A 19,158-nucleotide genomic window follows, 5' to 3' on the forward strand; every position below is an offset into this window, starting at 1 on the left:
GACATGCAGACCCTGGCCGAGGGGGGTGGAGACATGGGAGCAGGCGCGCTTTTTGGCACAGGCGGGCTGCGACCATCTGCAGGGCTGGCTGGTCAGTCCCGCCGTGCCCGCCGACGACTTCGAGGCTTTCGTCGCCGCGCACGATCCGCGCGCCTTCCTCGAACGCCTGGGAGTGCCACCGCCGGGCGACGCCGTGCCCCGCTGACGGTGTCGCCGGGGCCACTCCTGCCCGCGCCCGGCGGCGTGCTGCCACAATCCGGACCAATGAGCGACGAACTGTCTTACCCCCTGCCGACCGATCCGGTCGTGCCCCACTACGACGACCCGCAGCTCACCCAGTTGCGCGTGCCGCCGCACTCGCTGGAGGCGGAGTCCAGCGTGCTGGGCGGCCTGTTGCTGGACAACGGGGCCTGGGACCGGGTGGCGGATCTGGTGACCGAAACCGACTTTTACCGCCCCGAGCACCAGCGGGTGTTCGAGTCGATTGCCGCCTTGATCAACGCCAACAAGCCGGCCGACGTCATCACGGTGTACGAGCACTTGGCCAGCCTGGGCCGAGCCGACGACGTGGGGGGGCTGGCCTACCTGAACCAGCTCGCGCAGTTCGTGCCCAGCGCGGCCAATATCCGCCGCTATGCCGAGATCGTGCGCGAGCGTGCCATCCTGCGCAAGCTGATCGCTGCCAGCGACGACATCGCCTCGCAGGCGTTTGCGCCGCGCGGCAAGGCGGTCGCGACCATCCTGGACGAGGCGGAGCAGAAGATCCTGTCGATCGGCGAGGAAGGCAGCCGCATGAAGCAGGGCTTCCAGTCGATGGACAAGCTGGTGGTGGAGCTGCTCGACCGCGTGCAGGAGATGGCCGACAACCCCAACGACATCACCGGGGTGCCCACCGGCTTCATCGACCTGGACCGCATGACCGCCGGCCTGCAGCCGGGCGACCTGATCATCATCGCGGCGCGGCCGAGCATGGGCAAGGCCCAGCCGCTGGACGCCCGCGTGCGCACGCTCACCGGCTGGAAGCGCATGGGCGAGTTGCGCGTCGGCGACGCGCTGGCCTCGGTCGACGGGCGGCCGTCGATCGTGACCGGCATCTACCCGCAGGGGCGGCGCGCGCTGTACCGCGTCACGCTGTCGGACGGGCGCAGCACCGAATGCTGTGCCGAACACCTGTGGCGGGTGCACTGCCGCCACTGGGCCGAGCCGCGCGTGCTCAGCACCGCCGAGCTCATCGTGCTGCTCGGCAAGGCACGCTACCGCAACCGCGTCTGGATCGAGCCGCACAGCGGCGAGTTCGGCCACCAGGAGCCGCTGCCGATCGACCCGTGGGTGCTGGGGGCGCTGCTGGGCGACGGCAACCTGACCGGCCGCGGGACGGTGCGCTTTGCCACCGCGTCGGACCAGATGCTGCAGCGCCTGGCCGAACGGCTGGGCGGGGAGCTTGCGCTCAGCGCCGCCTCGGCGGTGGACCACCGCATCGTGCGCCGCGGCGGCGCCCACGCGGCCGGTCAGGCCGGGGTGCTGCCGAACCCGCTGCGCCAGGCGCTGGATGCGCTCGGGCTGACCGGCGTGTCGAGCGAGCACAAGTTCATCCCGCGCCTGTACCTCGAGGCGTCCCGCTCGGCGCGCCTGGACCTGCTGCGCGGGTTGCTCGACACCGACGGCTGGGTCGAGCGCGGGGGCAGCATCCGCTTCACGACCGCCAGCCCCCAGCTGGCGCAGGACGTGGCCGAGCTGGTGCGCTCGCTGGGCGGCTGGTGCCGCGTGCATGTCCGCGCGACGACGTTTCGCGACGCGCAGGGGCAGGTCCGCCCCGGCCGTCCGGCCCACGTGCTCAACATTGCCCATCCGCAGCCCGACCAGTTGCTGCTGCTGTCGGACAAGCAGGCGCGGCTGCGACCCGAGCGGATGCGCCAGAAACGGCTCAACATCGTCGCCATCGAACCAAGCCGCGACGCCGAGTGCCAGTGCATCGCCGTCAGCCACCCGTCACGCCTGTACATCACCGACGGCGACATCGTCACCCACAACACCGCGTTTGCGATCAACATTGCCGAGCACGTGGCCCTCAACGAGGGGTTACCGGTGGCTGTGTTTTCGATGGAAATGGGCGCGGCGCAGCTGGCGGTGCGGGTGGTCGGCTCCATCGGCCGCATCAATCAAGGGCATTTGCGCACCGGCAAACTCACACCCGACGAATGGCCGCGCCTGACCGAAGCGATCGAGAAGCTGCGCAACATCTCGCTCTACATCGACGAGACGCCGGGCCTGACGCCGTCCGAGCTGCGGGCCAACGCGCGCCGGCTGGCGCGTCAGTGCGGCAAGCTCGGATTGATCGTGGTGGACTATCTGCAGCTCATGAGCGGCACCAACAGCGACGGCGAAAACCGCGCGACCGAGCTGGGCGAAATCTCGCGCGGCCTGAAGATGCTGGCCAAGGAGCTGCAGTGCCCGGTGATCGCGCTGTCGCAGCTCAACCGCGGGGTGGAGCAGCGCACCGACAAGCGGCCGATGATGTCCGATTTGCGCGAATCGGGCGCGATCGAGCAGGACGCGGACATCATCATGTTCATCTACCGCGACGAGTACTACACCAAGGACCAGTGCAAAGAGCCGGGCGTGGCCGAGATCATCATCGGCAAGCAGCGCAACGGTCCCACGGGCACCGTCAAGCTGGCGTTCCTCAACGCGCTGACCCGCTTTGAGAACCTGGCGGGTTACGACAGCGGTTACTGAGGCGGTTGACGACGAAAGGATCGACGCGATGCAGCAGACGTTCCACCCCCTGAGTGAACTGTTCCGGCAGCTTGGCCTGCCCGACGATGCGGCCTCGATCGAGGCTTTCGTGCAGACGCACGCACCGTTGCCGGCTGGCGTCGCGCTGGCCGATGCGCCTTGGTGGACCCCGGCGCAGGCACGGTTTCTGCGTGAGGCGGTGTGCGAGGACGCCGACTGGGCCGAGGTGGTCGAGCAGCTCGACGCTGCCTTGCGCCGCGGCTGAGGCGTCAGCCGTGGCGCCGCGGTGCCGGCGGGCGGGGGGCGGGTGTGGGCGCTTCACGGCCGTACCAGCGCAGGGTCAGCTGACCCTTGCCGGCGTCCTTGGCGCGGTACATCAGCCAGTCGGCCTGCGCCAGCAGGTCCGCCACGGCGTGGTGACCGCGGAACATCAGCACCCCGACGCTGGCGGACGGCGTGATCGCCGGGCGGTCGTGCAGTGGGGTGCCCAGCGTGCGCACGAGTGTACGCGCCACCCGTTGCGCTACCCGGCGCGCCGCAGCGGCGTTCTCGCCCAGGTCAGGCAGCAAGGCGACAAACTCGTCGCCGGCCAACCGCCCCAGGGGGTCCGTCTCGCGCACGCTGGCGCGCAAACGCTGCGCCAACACGGTCAGCACCTGGTCGCCGACGCCGTGGCCGTGGTGATCGTTGACCCGTTTGAAATCGTCCAGGTCGATGAACAGCAGTGCGCACCACGACGGCTCGCGTGCCTGGCGCAGCAGTGTTTGCTCGATGCGGTCCAGCAGCAGCCGGCGGTTGGGCAGCCCGGTCAACGCGTCGTAGAACGCCAGCTCGCTCAGCTCGGCCTCGCGCAGGGTCCCCGGTGGCAGCAGGTCGCGCTGGTTGCGGCCGACGATGGCGTCCGGCGGCACCAGCAGCAACTCCGGCCGGGGAGCGTGCACGTGGTGGAAGGTGCCCTCGCGGTCGACTTCGAACATCAGGTCCGGCAGGGCGCGCAGCGTCGCCGTCAGATCCGCCCGCACCTCGCGCAAGGTTTGTTCGGTGCGCTTGCGCGCGGTGATGTCCACCGCCACGCCCAGCGCCCGCTCCAGGCCGGACGGCAACGGCTGGCCGTCGATTCGTGCCATGCGCACGAGGCGCAACTGCGCGTCCATTGTCCAGACCGCAGTCGGCGGCCAGTGCCAGCAGCGCCTCGGGTGGCGCCGGCCAAGGCCACGCCGCACCTGCCGTCTCGGAAGTCGGTGAAGCTGGCAGTAGCGGTTGACGGTGCATGAGGGCAGCAGGTCAAATCCGATAAAAAAGCTATGCTATAAATTCGGGTTGACCTTGGCCATCCCCCATTTTGGGGATGGTGTCGCTCAGGCTGTTGCCGGCGTGAGTTGACCATGTGGTCGGCCAGTTTGCAGCGCATCGGCCAGCGCCAGGCGCGTGCATAGGCGCGGGTGGCCGTGCTTCTGAGCATACAGCGGCGGGCCGCCCAGCCAGCCGGAGAGAAACTCGAACAGATTCTGGCGTGCGTCGCCCCGCTGTGCCGGGTGACGCTTTGGAGGCCTTTGTCGCCACGCACGATCCGCGCGCTTTTCTCGAACGTCTGGGGGTGCCACCGTCAGGCAGCTATGATGTCCAGTGGCGCATCGCCCCTGTTTTGATTTATCGGAGACCCCGTCATGACCCGTGAAGTCGTCGTCGTCAGCGCCGTGCGCACCGCCATCGGCACCTTTGGCGGCAGCCTGAAAGACGTGCCCCCCACCGAGCTGGGAGCCATCGTGGTGCGCGAGGCCTTGGCCCGTGCCCAGACGCCGGGGCAGGACGTCGGCCATGTGGTCTTTGGTCACGTCGTCAACACCGAGCCGAAGGACATGTATCTGTCCCGTGTGGCAGCCCTCCAGGGCGGCTGTGCCGAGGGCACGCCCGCGTTCAACGTCAACCGCCTGTGCGGCTCGGGTCTGCAGGCCATCGTGTCGGCGGCGCAGTCGATTCTGCTGGGTGACTGCGACATCGCCATCGGCGGTGGCGCCGAAAACATGAGCCGTGCCCCCTTTGCCAGCCTGAACACGCGCTGGGGTGCCCGCATGGGGGACACCAAACTGGTGGACATGATGGTGGGTGCGTTGCACGATCCTTTCCACAACATCCACATGGGCGTGACGGCGGAGAACATTGCCGCCAAATGGGGCATCACCCGCGAGGACCAGGACCGTCTGGCGCTGGAAAGCCACCAACGCGCCCAGCGGGCGACCGAGGCGGGTTACTTCAAGGACCAGATCATCCCCGTGACGATCAAGACCCGCAAGGGCGAAGTAGCCTATGCGACCGACGAGCACTTCCGTCCCAACGCAACGATGGAAGAACTGGCCAAGCTCAAGCCCGTTTTCCTGAAAGAAAACGGCACGGTGACGGCCGGCAACGCTTCCGGCATCAACGATGCGGCGGCGGCCGTGCTGCTGATGGACGCCCGCACGGCGCAGGCCCGCGGCCTGAAGCCCATGGCGCGGCTGGTGACCTATGCGCACGCCGGGGTGGACCCCAAATATATGGGTATTGGCCCGGTGCCGGCGTCGCGCCTGGCGCTGCAAAAGGCGGGCCTGAGCGTCAACGATCTGGACGTCATCGAGGCCAACGAGGCCTTTGCTGCTCAGGCCTGTGCCGTCACGCGCGACCTGGGGCTGGATCCGGCCAAGGTCAATCCCAACGGTTCCGGCATCTCGCTGGGTCACCCGATCGGGGCGACCGGTGCGCTCATCACCGTCAAGGCCTTGCACGAACTGCAGCGCATCAACGGCCGCTATGCCCTCGTGACCATGTGCATCGGCGGCGGACAAGGCATCGCCGCGATTTTCGAGCGGGTCTGACGCTGCGCCCACCGGTGGCGATCCCGGGCGTCAGTCGAGTTCGTACACCGACACCCGGGACGCCATCGCGATCGCGTTGAGGCGGCACACGTCACGGGCCGAGGTGGCGCGGTTGAGCGCGCCCCCTTTGCCGGTGAGCTTGCGGATCCAGGCTTTGAGGCTCATGTCGCATCGTCTCCGTCTGGGGTAGTGGGTCAGTCGTGGCGCCGGAACACCCCGACCACCACCCCCAGCACCTCGAGCGACTGGTGCGCGATGATGTCGGGGTAGTCGGGGTTGGCGGGCTTGAGCACCCAGCCCGCGGCGCCCTTGAGCGGGTACAGGTGCTTGACGGTCAGCTCGTTGTCCACCACCGCCACCACGATGTCGCCGGGCTTTGTGGGGCGGTTGCGCTCGACCACCAGCATGTCGCCGTCGAGCATGCCCGCGTCCTTCATGGAGTCGCCCCGGACGCGGCAGAACACCGTGCGCTCCGGGTGGCGAATCAGATAGTCCTCCACCCCCACGCTCTCCAGGCCGGCGGATTGGTCTTCCGGCTGTGGCAGCCCGGCCCGCACTTGGCCCAGCACCGGCAACGCAAAAAACTGGCGTGTCGGGGCGATGCGGCCATCCACCCGCTCCAGGTAGCCGGCGTCCACCAGCCGGCCGATCACCTTGAACACGCCGCCCGACGACGACAGCCCGAGCACGTCGGCCAGCCGCGCCATGGAGGGGAAGGCCTTGTGCGCCTTCCAGTACACCCGCAGGGCGTTGAGGTGTTGATCGTCCGACATGGCAAGAACCGGTACTCGAGTGAATAAATGTTCACCATTGTGAGTGAATCGTGGGTGGCTGTCAACGGCGCGCGCCATCGGCCATGGACAGCGCGGGAGGAGCGCGCTATATCTGCCACGTCGCGTGTGCAGGAGGCGCGTTGCCCATGAAGGCCGAGCAAAACGAACGTCTGACCCGGATCGGGCCGGGAACGCCCTGCGGAGCACTGTTGCGCCGCTACTGGCAGCCGGTGGCCTTGGCGGAGGAGTTCGACCCCGCCCTCGATTCCCGCATGGCCGAGCGCCCGCTGAAGGCCGTGCGCGTGCTGGGGCAGGACATGATTCTGTTCCGCGACGACCTCGGGCGCTGGGGCCTGTTGGATCGGGACTGCCCGCACCGCAATGCCGATTTGGCCTTTGCCCGGCACGAGGGGGATGGCGTGCGCTGTCCCTTCCATGGCTGGAAGTTCGACGCCACCGGCCGCTGTCTGGAGACGCCGGCAGAGCCGCTGGGCAGCACGCTGTGCGACCGGGTGCGACAGCGCAGCTACCCGGTCGTCGAGCGCAGCGGGGTGCTGTTTGCGTGGCTGTGGGAGGAGGGGCGCTCGCCCCCACCGTTGCCGCGGCTGGACTGTTGGGTGGCGCCCGATACCCATGTGTTTGCCTTCAAGGGCTTGTGGCACTGCAATTGGCTGCAGGCCTTCGAGGTGGGCATCGATCCGGCGCACACGTCGTTTTTGCACCGCTTCTTGAACGATGCGCCTCTGGAGGCCATCGGGGATAACGCGGCGGGCAAGCAGTTCCGCAGCGCCAGCCTGGGCGAGGCCGATGGCCAGCGCTGGCCCATGACGCGCATCATGCGCGAGTTCCACCGCCCCGACATCCGCTTCGAGCCGCGCTCGTGGGGCTTTCAGCTCACCACGCTGCGGGCCATGACCGAGGCGCTCACCATCACCCAGATGCATGTGCCCGTGGACGACACGCGCACCTACTGGTATGCGTTTTTCACCAGCTTCGACAAGCCGGTGGACAAGGTGGCCATGCGCGCCCAGCGGGCGCAGTTCATCGAACCGCCGCACTACCTGCCCAAGGCTGGGCGCCACAACCAGTGGGGGTTCGACCCGCGGGAGCAGCGCGAACGCACCTACCTCGGGATGGGGGAGGAGGACATCAACGTCCACGACCAATGGGCGGTCGAGAGCATGGGCCCGATTCAGGACCGCACTCGGGAGCATTTGGGCACGACGGACAAGGTCATCATGGCGCACCGGCGCCTGTTGCTGCAGGCCATCGACACCGTGCAGGCCGGGGGAGAGGCCCCCGGGGTGGCGGATGCGGCGCTGCACGATCAGATCGCCGGGCCCGATACGGTGGACGGCATCGCCCCGGCCGGAGACTGGGCCGGCTGGTGGCAGCAGCAGGCCCAGGACAAGCGGCGACGCGCGCCGTGGCTGTCGCAGCGGCGGGCAGACCCGCGGTCCGACCATCCGTCCGACCATCGCGCGGCCACGGCGGCATGAGCGATTTCGCCCTCCGCTGCGGCGAACACTCGCCCGAGCGGCAGCGGGCCGCCGAGGCGGTGCTGGCCGCCATCGAGTCCGGCGGGTTGGATCTGGTGCGGGTGGCATGGTGCGACATTCACGGCATCAGCCGCGCCAAGGCCCTGACGCCGGCGGCCGTTCGCGCCGCCTTGCACGGCGGGGTCGGCATGGTATCCACGCTGCTGCTCAAGGACACATCGGACCGCACGGCGTGGCCGGTTTTCCAGCCCGGGGGGCAGCCGATCTGCCCGGCTTCGGGCAAGCCAACAATGTGGTGCTGCTGCCCGATCCGGCCAGTTTCCGGGTGCTGCCGTGGCGGCCCTCCACCGGCTGGCTGCGCGCGCAGGCGTGGTTTGCCGACGGCCGGCCCGTCCCCTTCGACAGCCGCCGCCTGTTGCAGCGCGCCTTGCAGCGCCTGGCCGCGCGGGGCTATGGCCTGCGCTGCGGGCTGGAGGTCGAGTTCCACATCTACCGCATCGTGGACGACGGCGCGCAGACCGACCCGCGGTGCGCCGCCTGGCCGGGCGAGCCCCCGGCGGTGCGCATGATCCACCCGGGCTACCAGTTGCTCTCCGAGGCTTGGCTGGACCAGGCCGACGCCGCCCTGCGCATCGTGCGCCAGACGGCGCAGGGCTTGGGCCTGCCGCTGTCGTCGCTGGAGGCCGAGATGGGCCCCAGCCAGGTGGAGGCGGTGTTCGACGTCACCGATGCGTTGACGGCGGCGGACAACATGGTGCTGTTTCGCAACGCGGTGCGCATGGCGCTGCGCGAGGCGGGCTACCACGCCACGTTCATGTGCCGGCCGCCGTTTGCCCAAATCATGTCCAGCGGGTGGCATTTGCACCAGTCGCTGGTCGATCTGGCCACTGGTGCCAACGCCATGTGCCGCGCGGCGCCTGCGCCCGATTGCACCCCCAGCGACGCGCGCAGCGTGTTGTCCGACGCCGGCGCGCACTATCTGGCCGGCCTGCTGGCGCATGCGCGCGGCATGGCCGTTTTCTGCACCCCCACGGCCAATGGCTACGGGCGCTTTCGCCCGCATGCGCTGGCCCCGCAGTCGGTGCAGTGGGGGCGCGACAACCGCGGCGCCATGCTGCGCGTCATCGGTGGTTGCGGCGATGCGGCCACCCGGATCGAAAACCGCATCGGCGAGCCGGCGGCCAATCCCTACCTGTACCTGGCCGCGCAGATCGAAGCCGGACTGGACGGCCTGGAGCGGGGGCTGATGCCGCCGCCTGCCACCGAGGACCCGTACGGCTCGACCGCCACCCCTTTGCCGACCAGCCTGGGTGAGGCGCTCGACGCCCTGGACCAGGACACGGCGCTGACCGAACGGCTGGGCCACGACTGGGTGGCCTACATTCGCCAGATCAAGGGGCTGGAGTGGCAGCGCTACACCGCGGCCGAGGACCGCGAGGCCTTCGAGCGGCGGGAGTATTTCAGTCGGTTGTGAGCGGCTGGGAAAAGCAAAAAGCCCGCGCGAAGCGGGCTAAGTCATTGATTTTGCTGGCTCCCCGACCTGGGCTCGAACCAGGGACCTACGGATTAACAGTCCGGCGCTCTACCGACTGAGCTATCGGGGAACAAGCTTCCATTATAACCCTTCGCCGGCCCTTTGCTCCTGCGCGCCAGTCTGCAGGCGGGCCCAGGTGCGCATCAGAGTGGCCGCCGCTGCCTCGGGTTCGTCGGCACCGGTGATGGCCCGCACCACGGCGAACGACCCCACCTCGCTGGCTGCGATGGCGGGCAACTCGGCCAGGCCGATGCCGCCGATGGCGACCGTGGGCACGTCGCGCGCCAAGCGGGCGTAATGCGCCAGCCGTTGCGGCCCCTGCGGGGCGGTGGGCATGACTTTGAGTGTGGTGGGGAACACGGCCCCCAGCGCCAGGTAGCTGGGCCCCACGCGCCAGGCACGCGCCATTTCGGCGTAGCCGTGGGTGCTGAGCCCCAGGCGCAGCCCGCTGTCGCGCAGGCGGGCCAGATCGTCCGTCGTCAGGGTGTCCAGATCCTCTTGCCCCAGGTGGACGCCGTAGGCGCCGGCGGCGATGGCGTCGCGCCAGTGGTCGTTGATGAACAGCCGCGCGGGTGTGCTGCGCACGGCGGCGACGGCGGCGCGCACTTCATGGGTGATGCGTTCGGGATCGGGGTGTTTGAAGCGCAGTTGCAGCGTGGGCACCCCGGCACGTGCCATGCGGGCCACCCAGGCCGCGTCCGGCAACACGGCGTACAGCCCCAGCCGATGCGGGCAGGGGGCAAAGCGGGCCGCGGGCGGGTCGAACCCAAAGTCCGCCGGATCGTCCGGCCAGTCGGCGGGGTCGAACGGGCGGCGGGCGCTGCGCCGGGCCCAGGCCTGCGCGACGCACTGCGCGTCCCCATCCACGAAGCCGAGGCGACGCGCCGCGGCGTAGGCCACGGCCTGCACGGTGCCATCGGCGGGGGTGGCCGTGGGGTCGGCGTCGCGCTCGATCCGCAGCGCACGGTGGTGCTGCACGATGGCGTCCACCGCGGACAGGGGGGCGTCGAGGACAGCGGGGGCGGGGGGCATGGGGAGTTTCAGCCTTGGTGCCAGAAGGGGGTGCCCAGCACGGGGGTGCTGGGCTGCGCCGATGCTTGAGGGGCCATCGCCCCCGCCAGATAGGCGGCACGACCTGCCGCGACCGCATCGGCAAAGGCGCCCGCCATGGCGACCGGGTCCTGCGCCAGCGCCACGGCGGTGTTGAGCAGCACGGCGTCGAAGCCCCATTCCATCACCTGGCAGGCGTGGGACGGCAGGCCCAGCCCCGCATCCACGATCAGCGGCACGTCCAGGCGCTCGCGCAGCGTGCGCAGGGCGTGCGGGTTGACGGGGCCCAGGCCGGTGCCAATCGGGGCCGCCCACGGCATGACGGCTTGGCAGCCCACGTCCAGCAGGCGCTGGCACAGCACCAGGTCGTCGGTACAGTAGGGCAACACCTTGAAGCCGCGTTGGATCAGCAGGTCCGCTGCCACGGGCAGTTGCAGCGTGTCGGGCTGCAGCGTGTAGTCGTCGCCGATCAGCTCGAGCTTGATCCACTCGGTGCCGAACACCTCGCGCGCCATTTCGGCGGTGGTGACGGCCTCCTGCACGCTGTGGCAGCCGGCGGTGTTGGGCAGCACCGGCACGCCCAGGCGCTGCAGCAGCGTCCAAAAGCCGTGCGAGGCATCGAGGCCCAGCGCCCCCTGGCGGCGCAGCGATGCGGTCAGCATGCAGGGCGAGGCGCGCAGGACGGCCTGCTCGAGCACGGCGGGCGAGGGGTAGCGCGCCGTGCCCAGCATCAGGCGGCTGCCAAACGCTTGGCCGTACAGGAGGAGCGGATCGGACGGGGGGGACGCTGGGGTGGGGAGTGCGGTCATGGTGGGTCAGCCGCCAGTGACGGGGGCGATGACTTCGACGCGGTCGCCATCGCGCAGCGGCGTGAGGGCGTATTGTGCGCGCGGCACGAACTGCAGGTTGACGGCCACGGCAAACGGCGCTTGGGGGGGCTGGCCATCGGTGGCGCGGGCCACCGCGTCGGCGACGCTGGCGCCGTCGGGCAGTTCTGCGGGTTGCGCGTTGATCCAAATCTTCATGGTGTGCGGACGGGGGCGTCGGCCTCGGCCCGGGCGAATGCCAGCCCCAGGCGCTGCGCCAGGTCGGTGCGGCCGGTCTGCAGATACTCGATGACGGCGTCGTGCACCGCGGGCGAGATCATGAACCCGTGGCGGTACAGCCCGTTGATCTGCAGCACGCGCGGTGCGCGCTCGACGACCGCGGGCAGATTGTCCGGCAGGGTGGGTCGGCATTGGGCGCACAACTCCAGCACGCGGGCCTCGGCAAAGCCGGGGTGGACGGCATAAGCGGCGCTGAGCAACTCGAGGGTGGAGCGCACGCTGGCCGGGGACAGGTCATCGGACTCGATTTGGGTGGCGCCGATGACGAACAGATGGCCCGGCTTGGGGGCGATGTAGATGGGGTAGCGCGGATGCAGCAGCCGGGTGGGGCGCTGCAAGGTGACGTCCGGCGCGTGCAGGCGTGCCACCTCGCCGCGCACCCCGCGCAGGGGGCCACCGCCCGCAGCATTTGGCGTAGGCCAGTCCTCGCGGGCGCCCAGGCCGCGGCAGTCGAGCACCCAGCCGTCTGGGTGGTCGTTCTGCCAGCCGAGGGCTTGCTCCAGCGTCATGGCGGTGCCCCACTGCACCGCCACGCCCAGCGTGGCCAGCGTGGCCAGCAGCGCATCGAGCAGTTGGCGGTTGTCGAGCTGGCCTTCGTCCGGCAGGTACAGCCCCCGCTGGAAGCGCCCGGCCACGGCCGGCTCCAGCTCGGCGACGCCCTGCGCGTCCAGCGCGCGCGGGGCGGGCAAATCGGGCAGGCGTGCGGTGGTGTGGCGCAGCAGCGCCTCGAAGCGGACGGCCTCTTGCGCATCCTGGCGGTGCCACAGGATGAGCGTGCCGTTTTGCTGAAAGTACACCGGTTGCGCCAGCCCCTCGCACAGCGCCTGCCAGCGGGGCAGCGCGTAGCGCCCCATGGCGACGACGTTGGGCTCGGTCACGGCCGATTCGGCGAGCGGCGCCAGCATGGCGGCCGCGACGCGGGCGGCGCCCCCGGCCTGTGTGGCATCGGGGGCGGGATCGACGATGTGAACCGGGTGACCGGCCCGCGCCAGCGTGAGGGCGAGCAGCCGACCCATCAGGCCGGCGCCGAGGATCAGGACGGGTTCGCGGGAGCGCATGCCCTGGATGGTACCCCAGGGAAAACCCGCGCCACGCCCGCGGGCGCCACGTCCGTGCACGGGCGGCGGATAATGTCACACATGTCGCATCTGAACGATCTTGCCCACCCGCACCGCTCGCGCTACCCGCGGGTGTTGTCCATCGCCGGCAGCGATTCCGGTGGCGGTGCCGGCATCCAGGCCGATCTGAAGACCATCGCGGCCCTGGGCTGCTACGGCATGACGGCGATCACGGCACTGACGGCGCAAAACACCCTGGGGGTGCGCGCCATCCAGGGCGTGCCGGCGTCGTTTTTGAAAGAGCAGATCGCCGCCGTGGTGGAGGACATCGGCGTGGACGCGGTCAAGATCGGCATGCTGCATGCGCCGGACATCGTCGATGCCGTGGCCTGGGCCATCGACACCTACCGCCTGCCCAACGTGGTGCTGGACCCGGTGATGGTGGCCACCAGCGGCGACACCTTGATCGAGGACGCGACCATCGAGCGCCTGGTGCGCGAGCTGTTCCCGCGCGCCACCGTGGTGACCCCCAACCTGGACGAGGCCGCGTTGCTGTTGGGCCGCCCGCTGGCGCAGGTGGAGGAGCTGGAGGCCGCGGCCGCCGATCTGCTGCAGCGCGGCGCGTCGGCCGTGCTGCTCAAGGGCGGGCACTTGCCCGGGGATGTGGTCACCGACCTGCTGGCCATCCGCGGCGAGCCGCCGGCGTACTGGATCCGCCTCAGCGGTGAGCGCATCGTCAGCGACAATGTGCACGGCACGGGGTGCACCCTGTCGTCGGCCATCGCCTCGTTCCTGGCCATCGGCCAGACGCTGGAGGAGGCGGTGCAATCCGCCCAGGGCTGGGTGCGGGGGGCTATTGCCGCCGGCGCGCATGTGCGCACCGGCCAGGGCAGCGGGCCGCTCAACCACGGCTATGCGCCGGTGCCAATGCGGCTGCTCGACTGATCAACCCGGCCCGACACCCAGCAGCCGCTGCAGCCGGGTGCTGGTGGTGGTGTATTCGAGGACGACCCGCTCCTGCGGGCGCAGCCATTGGGCGATGGCGAATGCGGCCAGGGTCGCTTCGTGAAAGCCGCACACGATCAGCTTGCGCTTGCCGGGGTAGGTGTTGACATCGCCCACCGCATGGATGCCCGGCTCCGAGGTGCGGTAGCCCTCGGTATCCACGACCAGGTGCTTGCGCTCCAGCGCCAGCCCCCAGTCGGCAATCGGGCCGAGGCGCGGATTCAGCCCCAGCCGGGGCATGAACAGATCCAGCGGCAGCGTGAGCCGCCGGTCGTCGGCGGTGGCGATCTCCAGCGCCTCCAGACGGCCGTCGGCGGCGGCGATGGCCCCCACCGGCTGCCCCATACACAGGCGCACCCAACCCGCACCGATGGCGGACTGCAGCCGTTCATCCAGTTCGGCGTCGATGGCGAAGCGGTCGTTGCGGTGCAGCAGCGTGACATCGGCCGCCCCGCCGTCCGCCAGTTGCAGCGCCAGTGCCGCGGCGGATTCGGTCCCGCCCATGACGACGATGCGCTGGCCCGTCCAGATGTCGGCGGGGGGATCGCGGTAGTGCACCTGCCGGCCCTCCCAGGCCTCCAGCCCGGGCACCGGCACCTTGCGCGGCAGGAACGCGCCCACGCCCGCGGCGATGACGAGCGCATCGCATTCGAAGGCCAGGCCGCCGTCCGTTGCCAGCCGAAACCGCGGAGACGGTTCGGCCCTGTCGGGCGCCAAGCGCTGCAGCGACGTCACGATTTGCCCCAAATGCAGGGGGATCCGCAACGGCGCCAACTGCTGCAACAGCCGCTGCGTCAGCTCCTGCCCGCTGCAGGCAGGGATGCCCGGCAGATCGTAGATGGGTTTGCCGGGGTACAGCTCGGCGCATTGCCCCCCGGCGTGGGGCAGACCCTCCACGACATGTACGCCCAGCTCTTGCAGGCCCAACTGAAAGGCCTGATAGAGCCCGACCGGCCCAGCGCCGATCACGACGGCATCGGTGCGGATGGGAGAGGCGGACGTCATGGTGGTCGGGGCGGCGCGCGCCGCTCCTGCGATCGGGCGATCAGCGCTTGAGCAGCGGCAGCTTGCCGGTCTTGTCCTTGTACTGCTCGGCTTCGGGCAGCGGCGCTTTGCGCTTGGTGATGCTCTTCCAGGTCGGCAGCTTGGCCAGCTCGGCGTTGAGGGCGATCATGTGCTGCTGGTCGCGCGGCACGTCTTCCTCGGCGTAGATGGCGCCGACCGGGCACTCCGGAATGCACACCGCGCAGTCGATGCACTCGTCGGGGTCGATGGTCAGGAAGTTGGGCCCCTCGCGGAAGCAATCCACGGGGCAGACGTCCACACAGTCGGTGTACTTGCAGGCGATGCAGGCTTCGGTAACAACGTGTGTCATGGCGCAGGGTCTTTCGGGGGCGGCCAGCGCCCCAACGCGGCGTGGGCCGCGCGTCGGGTCTCGGCAGAGGGCGGATTGTAGGCGCTCGGGGCGCGAGGCTGGTTGATCTGGGTCAGCACGCCGACCGGCAAAGCGGTTATTGTGTCCATGCACGGTGTTCGTGCGCCGACCGCTCCAAAGGCCTTGCCCATGACCGACATGTCCCGCCGCCGTTCGTCCCTCCCTCCCGCCGGGTCCGACAGCGGGCCCCCGCCAGCGGCAGCCGAGCCCCACCGTCGGCAGGCGGACGCCGCCGAGGCCATGGACCAACAGGCGTCGGTGCTGATGGCCCAGTTGTGGAGCGGTCTGTCGCCCATTTCGCTGACCCTGGCGGCCACGGACTGGGCACTGCACGTGCTGAGTTCGCCGGGGACCCAACGGCGGTTGGCGCGGCAAGCGGCCGAACTCGGCCACGCGTGGTGGCAAGACGCGTGGCGCGCTGGGATGGGCACGGCCACGGCCTTTCTGACGCCCGATGTGTCCGGTGTGGCCGGTGCGGCCGGTGCGGCCGCAGCGCGTACCGGCGAGGCCGGCGGAGGGAGTGGGACGCAGGGCGGTCCCGGTGACGATGGCGCACCGCCGGACGACGCCTCCCCGTTGGCGCGCGCCCTGCGCGAGGACGCGCGCTACGCCGACCCGGCGTGGCAGCGCTGGCCGTGGTCGGGGCTGGCCAGCGCCGGCAAGGCGCTGGAGCTGTGGTGGCAGCAGGCCGCGGCACTGCGCGGCATGCAGCCGCACAGCCGCGAGCAGATGCGCTTCTACGGGCGCCAGTGGCTGGACGCCTGGGCGCCGAGCAACGTGCTGTGGACCAACCCGCAGGCGCTGCAGCGCGCCTGGGAGAGCGGCGGCCAGTCGCTCGTCAAGGGCTGGGGCCGCATGGTGGAAGACGTGCAGTGGCGGCTGGGGCTGCAGCCGCCGCGGCGGCGCTTCGATCCGGAGCTGGCCCCCGGGCGGGGGCTGGCGACGACCCCGGGGCAGGTGGTGCTGCGCAACGCCCTGATCGAGCTGATCCAGTACGCGCCGACGACGCCGACGGTGCAGCGCGAGCCGGTGCTCGTGATCCCCTCGTGCATCATGAAGTACTACATCCTCGACCTGTCGCCGCACAACTCGCTGGTGCGCTGGCTGGTCGGGCAGGGCCACACGGTCTACATCGTCTCGTGGAAGAACCCCGACGAAGACGACGCCCTGCTGGCGATGGACGACTACGTGCGCGACGGCGTGCTGGCGGCGCTGGACCACGTGCGCTGCGCCACCGGCGCGCCGGTGCACCTGATGGGCTATTGCCTCGGCGGGACGTTCGCTGCCATCGCCGCGGCGGCGCTGGGCGGCGGCGACGCGCGGCTGGGTTGCCAGCACGCCGTCGACGCGGCCGAGGAGGGGGTGCTGGCAAGCCTGACGCTGCTGGCCGCCGAGACCGACTTCAAGGAGCCCGGCGAGCTCGGCATCCTGATCGACGAGGCGCAGGTGCGGCTGCTGGAGGACATGATGGCCGCGCGCGGCTACCTGACCGGGCAGCAGATGGCCGGGTCGTTCCAGTTCCTGCACTCGCGCGAGCTGGTCTGGTCCAGCCAGACGCGGCGCTGGCTGCTGGGCGAGGACGAGGTCGGCAACGACCTGATGGCGTGGAACGTCGACGTGACGCGCCTGCCGGCGGTGATGCACAGCCAGTACCTGCGCAGCTGCTACCTGAACAACGACCTGGCCGAGGGGCGCTTCCAGTTCGAGGGGCAGCCGATCGCGCTGCGCGACATCCGCGTGCCGGTGTTCGCGGTCGGCACCGTCAAGGACCACGTGGCGCCGTGGCGCTCGGTGTACAAGATCCACCACCTGGTCTCGGCCGACGTGACGTTTGCGCTGACCAACGGCGGGCACAACGCCGGCATCGTGTCGGAGCCGGGGCACCGCGGGCGCTACCACCACCTGCTGACGACGCCCGCGGATCATCCGTGGCGCACCCCGGACGAGTGGCTGGCCGCGGCGCCGCGGCTGGAGGGCAGCTGGTGGCCGTCGTGGTCGGCGTGGCTCAAGCAGCGCGGCAGCGGGCAGGAGGTGCCGGCGCGCCAGCCGCCGCAGGATCCGGCGCTCGGGTCGGCGCCGGGCCGCTACGTGATGGTGCGCTACGGCGACTGAATCAGCCCCCCGCCTGCACTGCTTCGCCCGCGCGGGGCGGCAAAGCGCCGGGCCAGTAGGGCCTGCGCCAACGGGCGCTCTACGGGCCAAGGCTCGCCGTGCAGTTCGGCCGCCAATACCTCGCCACACAGCACGGACAGGGTCAGCCCGCGCGCGCCCAGCCCCGTCAGCACACACAGGCCGGGCAGCCGATCGGGCTCCACCGCCCCGACGGCGGGGAAGCGGTCCGGCAGCGTGCAGCGCACGCCGGCCCAGCCGTGTGCCTGGGGCCAGAGGCGGGACAGCGCTTCGGCCGCCGGGGGCAGCAAGCGGCGCAGTTTGTCCAGATTGGCGGCATGGTCCGCGGCTTGGACGGCGCGATCCGTGCTGCCCCGTATGAAGGTGGAGCCCATGCACCACAGCGGCTGCCCATCGGGCCCGGGCACACCGGCGATCAGCGACCCGTGCCCGTTGACAGGAAACGGCGGCAAGGCGCTCGCCGCCGATGGCGACAGGGCGGCCATGGGTCCCCACGTCACCTGTCCGCGCAGGGCATGCAGAGGCAAAGGCATTCGGTCGGTGTGCGGCAGCAGCGCCAAGCTGCCGAAGCCCGCGCACACCACGACCACGGGGGCCTGGGCCACCGGTCGGCCGGTGTCGTCGATCACGATCCACTCGGCATCATCCGTCGTGCGGCGCAGACCGGCGACGCGCGCTCCGCCGACGAAGCGCACGCCGGCGCGGGCCAGTTGGGCGGCCACCAGCCGCGCCGGCCGCAGCCACGCCGCCTGGGGGTGCCACAGGGCGGGCGTGTCCGCAGGCAGGCCCGCGCGCACCGTGCGCGCGGGATCGGCCGGCTCGCTCCAAACCTGGCCGTGTTCGCGCCACGCCCCCGTGTCGGGCAGGGCGCGCTTGCCCTCCACGCGGTGCTCGAACACACCGCTGGGGCTCCAGTCCACACCCGGCGTCAGCAGCGCCCGGGCCCGCTCCAGGGTGCTGGCCAAGCCCGCCCGGGTCAGACGCGACAGCGGCGCATCGTCGGGCGACACATGCGGGGCGACCAGCCCCACGGGCAAGCCCGATGCGCCGGTCGCGGGGGCGTCGGCTGCGTCCAGCACCGTCACACGCCAGCCCCGCGCGGCCAAGCTCCAAGCGGCCGCCGAGCCGGCCAGACCGGCACCGATCACAACCGCGTGGCTCTGCGGGGGGGGCGATCCCGGCGCCGCGGCCGGGGCGCTCGCAGACCGCAAAGCGGCCCGGGGTGTCCAGCTCGGCGCGAACACCGCCCGCAGGCAGTGCCGCTTGGGAGGCAAGCCCGGGGCCTTCTCGACCCGAAAACCCGCCTGCGCCAGCCCGTCGCGGACCGCGCGCGCCACCGTCCAGGTGCCCAGCCGGGTACCCGGCTGGCACAAGCGCGCGACCGCACGCAGCACATCGGGCGACCACATGTCGGGGTTGGCGGCCGGGTCGAAGCCGTCCAGAAACACGCTGTTCACCGGCACGTCCAGCGTGGGCAGCCAGCGCGCCGCTTCGCCCACGCACAGGGTCAACAGCAGGCGCCGGCTGGGGCCATCGCCGCCGTCGGCGGGCCATTCCCAGGTCCAGCGGTGCACGCCCGGCAGCAGCCCCATCCAGCGCTCGGCCAGCGCCGCGGCCAGGGGCTGGAGGTGGGCAAACGGGGCCGTACTGCGGCGCAGGTCGTCGGCGGTGGCGGGGTGGGCCTCTGTGGCGGTGTAGCACAGCGTGGATGGGGCGGATGCATCGGCCCGCCACGCTTGCCAAGTGGCCAGAAAGTTCAGCCCCAGACCGAAGCCGTTTTCCAGCACGTGCCAGCGCGCCGCGCCCGCCCAAGCCGGAGACTGCCCGTCATCGGGCAGCAGGCCGCAACCGCCCAAAAACACGTGCCGCGCCTGCGCCAGGCCGCCCTGACCGTCGGCGCCACGGCTGCGGTAGATGTCGTCGAAGCGGGGGCTGCGCGGCGTGCCGTCCGGCAGCCACTCGACCACGACGTCGGCCATG

Annotated in this window: 19 protein-coding genes and 1 tRNA gene; 8 read left to right on the forward strand and 12 right to left on the reverse strand. The window is 70.7% G+C overall.

All coding sequences use genetic code 11. The features are described 5' to 3' along the window. Positions 1-25 precede the first annotated feature (25 nt). The 3 genes from A9O67_RS09215 to A9O67_RS09225 are packed head-to-tail and all read left to right on the forward strand — an operon-like array spanning position 26 to position 3,001. Positions 26-205 carry a hypothetical protein gene (locus A9O67_RS09215; RefSeq protein WP_068609451.1) on the forward strand — a complete coding sequence of 60 codons (180 nt, stop codon included), beginning with the start codon at positions 26-28 and terminating at the stop codon, positions 203-205. Between the two features lie 59 nt (positions 206-264). Further along, positions 265-2,736, forward strand: a complete 2,472-nt coding sequence (dnaB, locus tag A9O67_RS09220; protein WP_068609453.1) for a replicative DNA helicase — start codon at positions 265-267, stop codon at positions 2,734-2,736. 28 nt (positions 2,737-2,764) lie between these two features. Further along, positions 2,765-3,001: a DUF2789 domain-containing protein gene (locus tag A9O67_RS09225; protein WP_068609455.1), complete on the forward strand. Its 237-nt coding sequence runs from the start codon at positions 2,765-2,767 to the stop codon at positions 2,999-3,001. Positions 3,002-3,005: 4 nt separating this feature from the next. Here A9O67_RS09225 and A9O67_RS09230 read toward each other — a convergent pair whose 3' ends face one another. Next, entirely contained in the window at positions 3,006-3,863 is an 858-nt protein-coding gene (locus tag A9O67_RS09230) for a diguanylate cyclase (RefSeq protein ID WP_197484468.1), read from the reverse strand. A gap of 231 nt (positions 3,864-4,094) precedes the next feature. Continuing rightward, a complete protein-coding gene (locus tag A9O67_RS13160) occupies positions 4,095-4,340 on the reverse strand; it encodes a globin domain-containing protein (RefSeq protein WP_231960287.1) in 246 nt (81 codons plus the stop codon). A 63-nt stretch (positions 4,341-4,403) separates the two neighbouring features. On the opposite strand from A9O67_RS13160, the gene bktB reads away from it, so the two are divergent. Next, complete coding sequence (gene bktB, locus A9O67_RS09235) at positions 4,404-5,588, forward strand: beta-ketothiolase BktB (RefSeq protein WP_068609459.1); 1,185 nt, start codon at positions 4,404-4,406, stop codon at positions 5,586-5,588. Positions 5,589-5,618: 30 nt separating this feature from the next. Here the strand turns inward: bktB and A9O67_RS13960 are convergent, their stop codons facing one another. Then, on the reverse strand, positions 5,619-5,753 hold the full coding sequence (locus A9O67_RS13960; RefSeq protein WP_260682259.1) for a hypothetical protein: 135 nt from the start codon (positions 5,751-5,753) through the stop codon (positions 5,619-5,621). Positions 5,754-5,782: 29 nt separating this feature from the next. Beyond that, on the reverse strand, positions 5,783-6,361 hold the full coding sequence (locus A9O67_RS09240; protein ID WP_068609461.1) for a LexA family protein: 579 nt from the start codon (positions 6,359-6,361) through the stop codon (positions 5,783-5,785). Positions 6,362-6,507: 146 nt separating this feature from the next. Between A9O67_RS09240 and A9O67_RS09245 the strand changes: the two genes are divergently transcribed. Both A9O67_RS09245 and A9O67_RS09250 read left to right on the forward strand, forming a co-directional pair. Then, entirely contained in the window at positions 6,508-7,860 is a 1,353-nt protein-coding gene (locus A9O67_RS09245; RefSeq protein ID WP_068609463.1) for a Rieske 2Fe-2S domain-containing protein, read from the forward strand. A 232-nt stretch (positions 7,861-8,092) separates the two neighbouring features. Continuing rightward, the gene (locus A9O67_RS09250) at positions 8,093-9,334 is read left to right on the forward strand and encodes a glutamine synthetase family protein (protein ID WP_231960289.1); all 1,242 of its coding nucleotides are present in this window, start codon (positions 8,093-8,095) and stop codon (positions 9,332-9,334) included. Positions 9,335-9,388: 54 nt separating this feature from the next. Here the strand turns inward: A9O67_RS09250 and A9O67_RS09255 are convergent. From A9O67_RS09255 to A9O67_RS09275, 5 genes are all read right to left on the reverse strand, one after another. Continuing rightward, positions 9,389-9,464 (reverse strand) — tRNA-Asn (locus tag A9O67_RS09255). Between the two features lie 11 nt (positions 9,465-9,475). Continuing rightward, positions 9,476-10,426: a thiamine phosphate synthase gene (locus A9O67_RS09260; protein WP_068609465.1), complete on the reverse strand. Its 951-nt coding sequence runs from the start codon at positions 10,424-10,426 to the stop codon at positions 9,476-9,478. A gap of 8 nt (positions 10,427-10,434) precedes the next feature. Further along, the gene (locus A9O67_RS09265) at positions 10,435-11,253 is read right to left on the reverse strand and encodes a thiazole synthase (RefSeq protein WP_068609466.1); all 819 of its coding nucleotides are present in this window, start codon (positions 11,251-11,253) and stop codon (positions 10,435-10,437) included. Between the two features lie 6 nt (positions 11,254-11,259). Further along, entirely contained in the window at positions 11,260-11,469 is a 210-nt protein-coding gene (gene thiS, locus A9O67_RS09270) for a sulfur carrier protein ThiS (RefSeq protein ID WP_068609468.1), read from the reverse strand. Beyond that, positions 11,466-12,608 (reverse strand): FAD-dependent oxidoreductase, encoded by a 1,143-nt coding sequence (locus A9O67_RS09275; protein WP_068609469.1) that lies wholly within the window; start codon positions 12,606-12,608, stop codon positions 11,466-11,468. The genes thiS and A9O67_RS09275 overlap by 4 nt, the downstream gene beginning before the upstream one ends. An 81-nt stretch (positions 12,609-12,689) precedes the next feature. Between A9O67_RS09275 and thiD the strand changes: the two genes are divergently transcribed. Continuing rightward, the gene (gene thiD, locus A9O67_RS09280) at positions 12,690-13,553 is read left to right on the forward strand and encodes a bifunctional hydroxymethylpyrimidine kinase/phosphomethylpyrimidine kinase (protein ID WP_068609470.1); all 864 of its coding nucleotides are present in this window, start codon (positions 12,690-12,692) and stop codon (positions 13,551-13,553) included. Here the strand turns inward: thiD and A9O67_RS09285 are convergent, their stop codons facing one another. After that, positions 13,554-14,618 (reverse strand): NAD(P)/FAD-dependent oxidoreductase, encoded by a 1,065-nt coding sequence (locus tag A9O67_RS09285; RefSeq protein ID WP_068609471.1) that lies wholly within the window; start codon positions 14,616-14,618, stop codon positions 13,554-13,556. Between the two features lie 40 nt (positions 14,619-14,658). Continuing rightward, entirely contained in the window at positions 14,659-14,988 is a 330-nt protein-coding gene (gene fdxA / locus A9O67_RS09290) for a ferredoxin FdxA (RefSeq protein WP_068609472.1), read from the reverse strand. 189 nt (positions 14,989-15,177) lie between these two features. Here fdxA and A9O67_RS09295 point away from each other — a divergent pair, with 189 nt between their 5' ends. After that, entirely contained in the window at positions 15,178-17,160 is a 1,983-nt protein-coding gene (locus tag A9O67_RS09295) for a PHA/PHB synthase family protein (RefSeq protein ID WP_156682287.1), read from the forward strand. On the opposite strand, the gene mnmC is transcribed toward A9O67_RS09295, so the two are convergent. Beyond that, positions 17,148-19,157 (reverse strand): FAD-dependent 5-carboxymethylaminomethyl-2-thiouridine(34) oxidoreductase MnmC, encoded by a 2,010-nt coding sequence (gene mnmC, locus A9O67_RS09300; RefSeq protein ID WP_068609474.1) that lies wholly within the window; start codon positions 19,155-19,157, stop codon positions 17,148-17,150. The two genes, A9O67_RS09295 and mnmC, sit on opposite strands and share 13 nt — an antisense overlap. Position 19,158: the final 1 nt, after the last annotated feature.

The organism is Tepidimonas fonticaldi, from assembly GCF_001675355.1.
In the GTDB taxonomy this organism is placed as follows: Bacteria; Pseudomonadota; Gammaproteobacteria; order Burkholderiales; family Burkholderiaceae_C; genus Tepidimonas; species Tepidimonas fonticaldi.

What these genes read in the sequence shown, in the direction of transcription:
- dnaB (WP_068609453.1), top strand. Translation starts at nt 265, where the DNA reads ATGAGCGACGAACTGTCTTACCCCCTGCCGACCGATCCGGTCGTGCCC.
- A9O67_RS09225 (WP_068609455.1), top strand. Translation starts at nt 2,765, where the DNA reads ATGCAGCAGACGTTCCACCCCCTGAGTGAACTGTTCCGGCAGCTTGGC.
- A9O67_RS09230 (WP_197484468.1), bottom strand. Translation starts at nt 3,863, where the DNA reads ATGGCACGAATCGACGGCCAGCCGTTGCCGTCCGGCCTGGAGCGGGCG.
- bktB (WP_068609459.1), top strand. Translation starts at nt 4,404, where the DNA reads ATGACCCGTGAAGTCGTCGTCGTCAGCGCCGTGCGCACCGCCATCGGC.
- A9O67_RS13960 (WP_260682259.1), bottom strand. Translation starts at nt 5,753, where the DNA reads ATGAGCCTCAAAGCCTGGATCCGCAAGCTCACCGGCAAAGGGGGCGCG.
- A9O67_RS09240 (WP_068609461.1), bottom strand. Translation starts at nt 6,361, where the DNA reads ATGTCGGACGATCAACACCTCAACGCCCTGCGGGTGTACTGGAAGGCG.
- A9O67_RS09245 (WP_068609463.1), top strand. Translation starts at nt 6,508, where the DNA reads ATGAAGGCCGAGCAAAACGAACGTCTGACCCGGATCGGGCCGGGAACG.
- A9O67_RS09260 (WP_068609465.1), bottom strand. Translation starts at nt 10,426, where the DNA reads ATGCCCCCCGCCCCCGCTGTCCTCGACGCCCCCCTGTCCGCGGTGGAC.
- A9O67_RS09265 (WP_068609466.1), bottom strand. Translation starts at nt 11,253, where the DNA reads ATGACCGCACTCCCCACCCCAGCGTCCCCCCCGTCCGATCCGCTCCTC.
- thiS (WP_068609468.1), bottom strand. Translation starts at nt 11,469, where the DNA reads ATGAAGATTTGGATCAACGCGCAACCCGCAGAACTGCCCGACGGCGCC.
- A9O67_RS09275 (WP_068609469.1), bottom strand. Translation starts at nt 12,608, where the DNA reads ATGCGCTCCCGCGAACCCGTCCTGATCCTCGGCGCCGGCCTGATGGGT.
- thiD (WP_068609470.1), top strand. Translation starts at nt 12,690, where the DNA reads ATGTCGCATCTGAACGATCTTGCCCACCCGCACCGCTCGCGCTACCCG.
- A9O67_RS09285 (WP_068609471.1), bottom strand. Translation starts at nt 14,618, where the DNA reads ATGACGTCCGCCTCTCCCATCCGCACCGATGCCGTCGTGATCGGCGCT.
- fdxA (WP_068609472.1), bottom strand. Translation starts at nt 14,988, where the DNA reads ATGACACACGTTGTTACCGAAGCCTGCATCGCCTGCAAGTACACCGAC.
- A9O67_RS09295 (WP_156682287.1), top strand. Translation starts at nt 15,178, where the DNA reads ATGACCGACATGTCCCGCCGCCGTTCGTCCCTCCCTCCCGCCGGGTCC.
- mnmC (WP_068609474.1), bottom strand. Translation starts at nt 19,157, where the DNA reads ATGGCCGACGTCGTGGTCGAGTGGCTGCCGGACGGCACGCCGCGCAGC.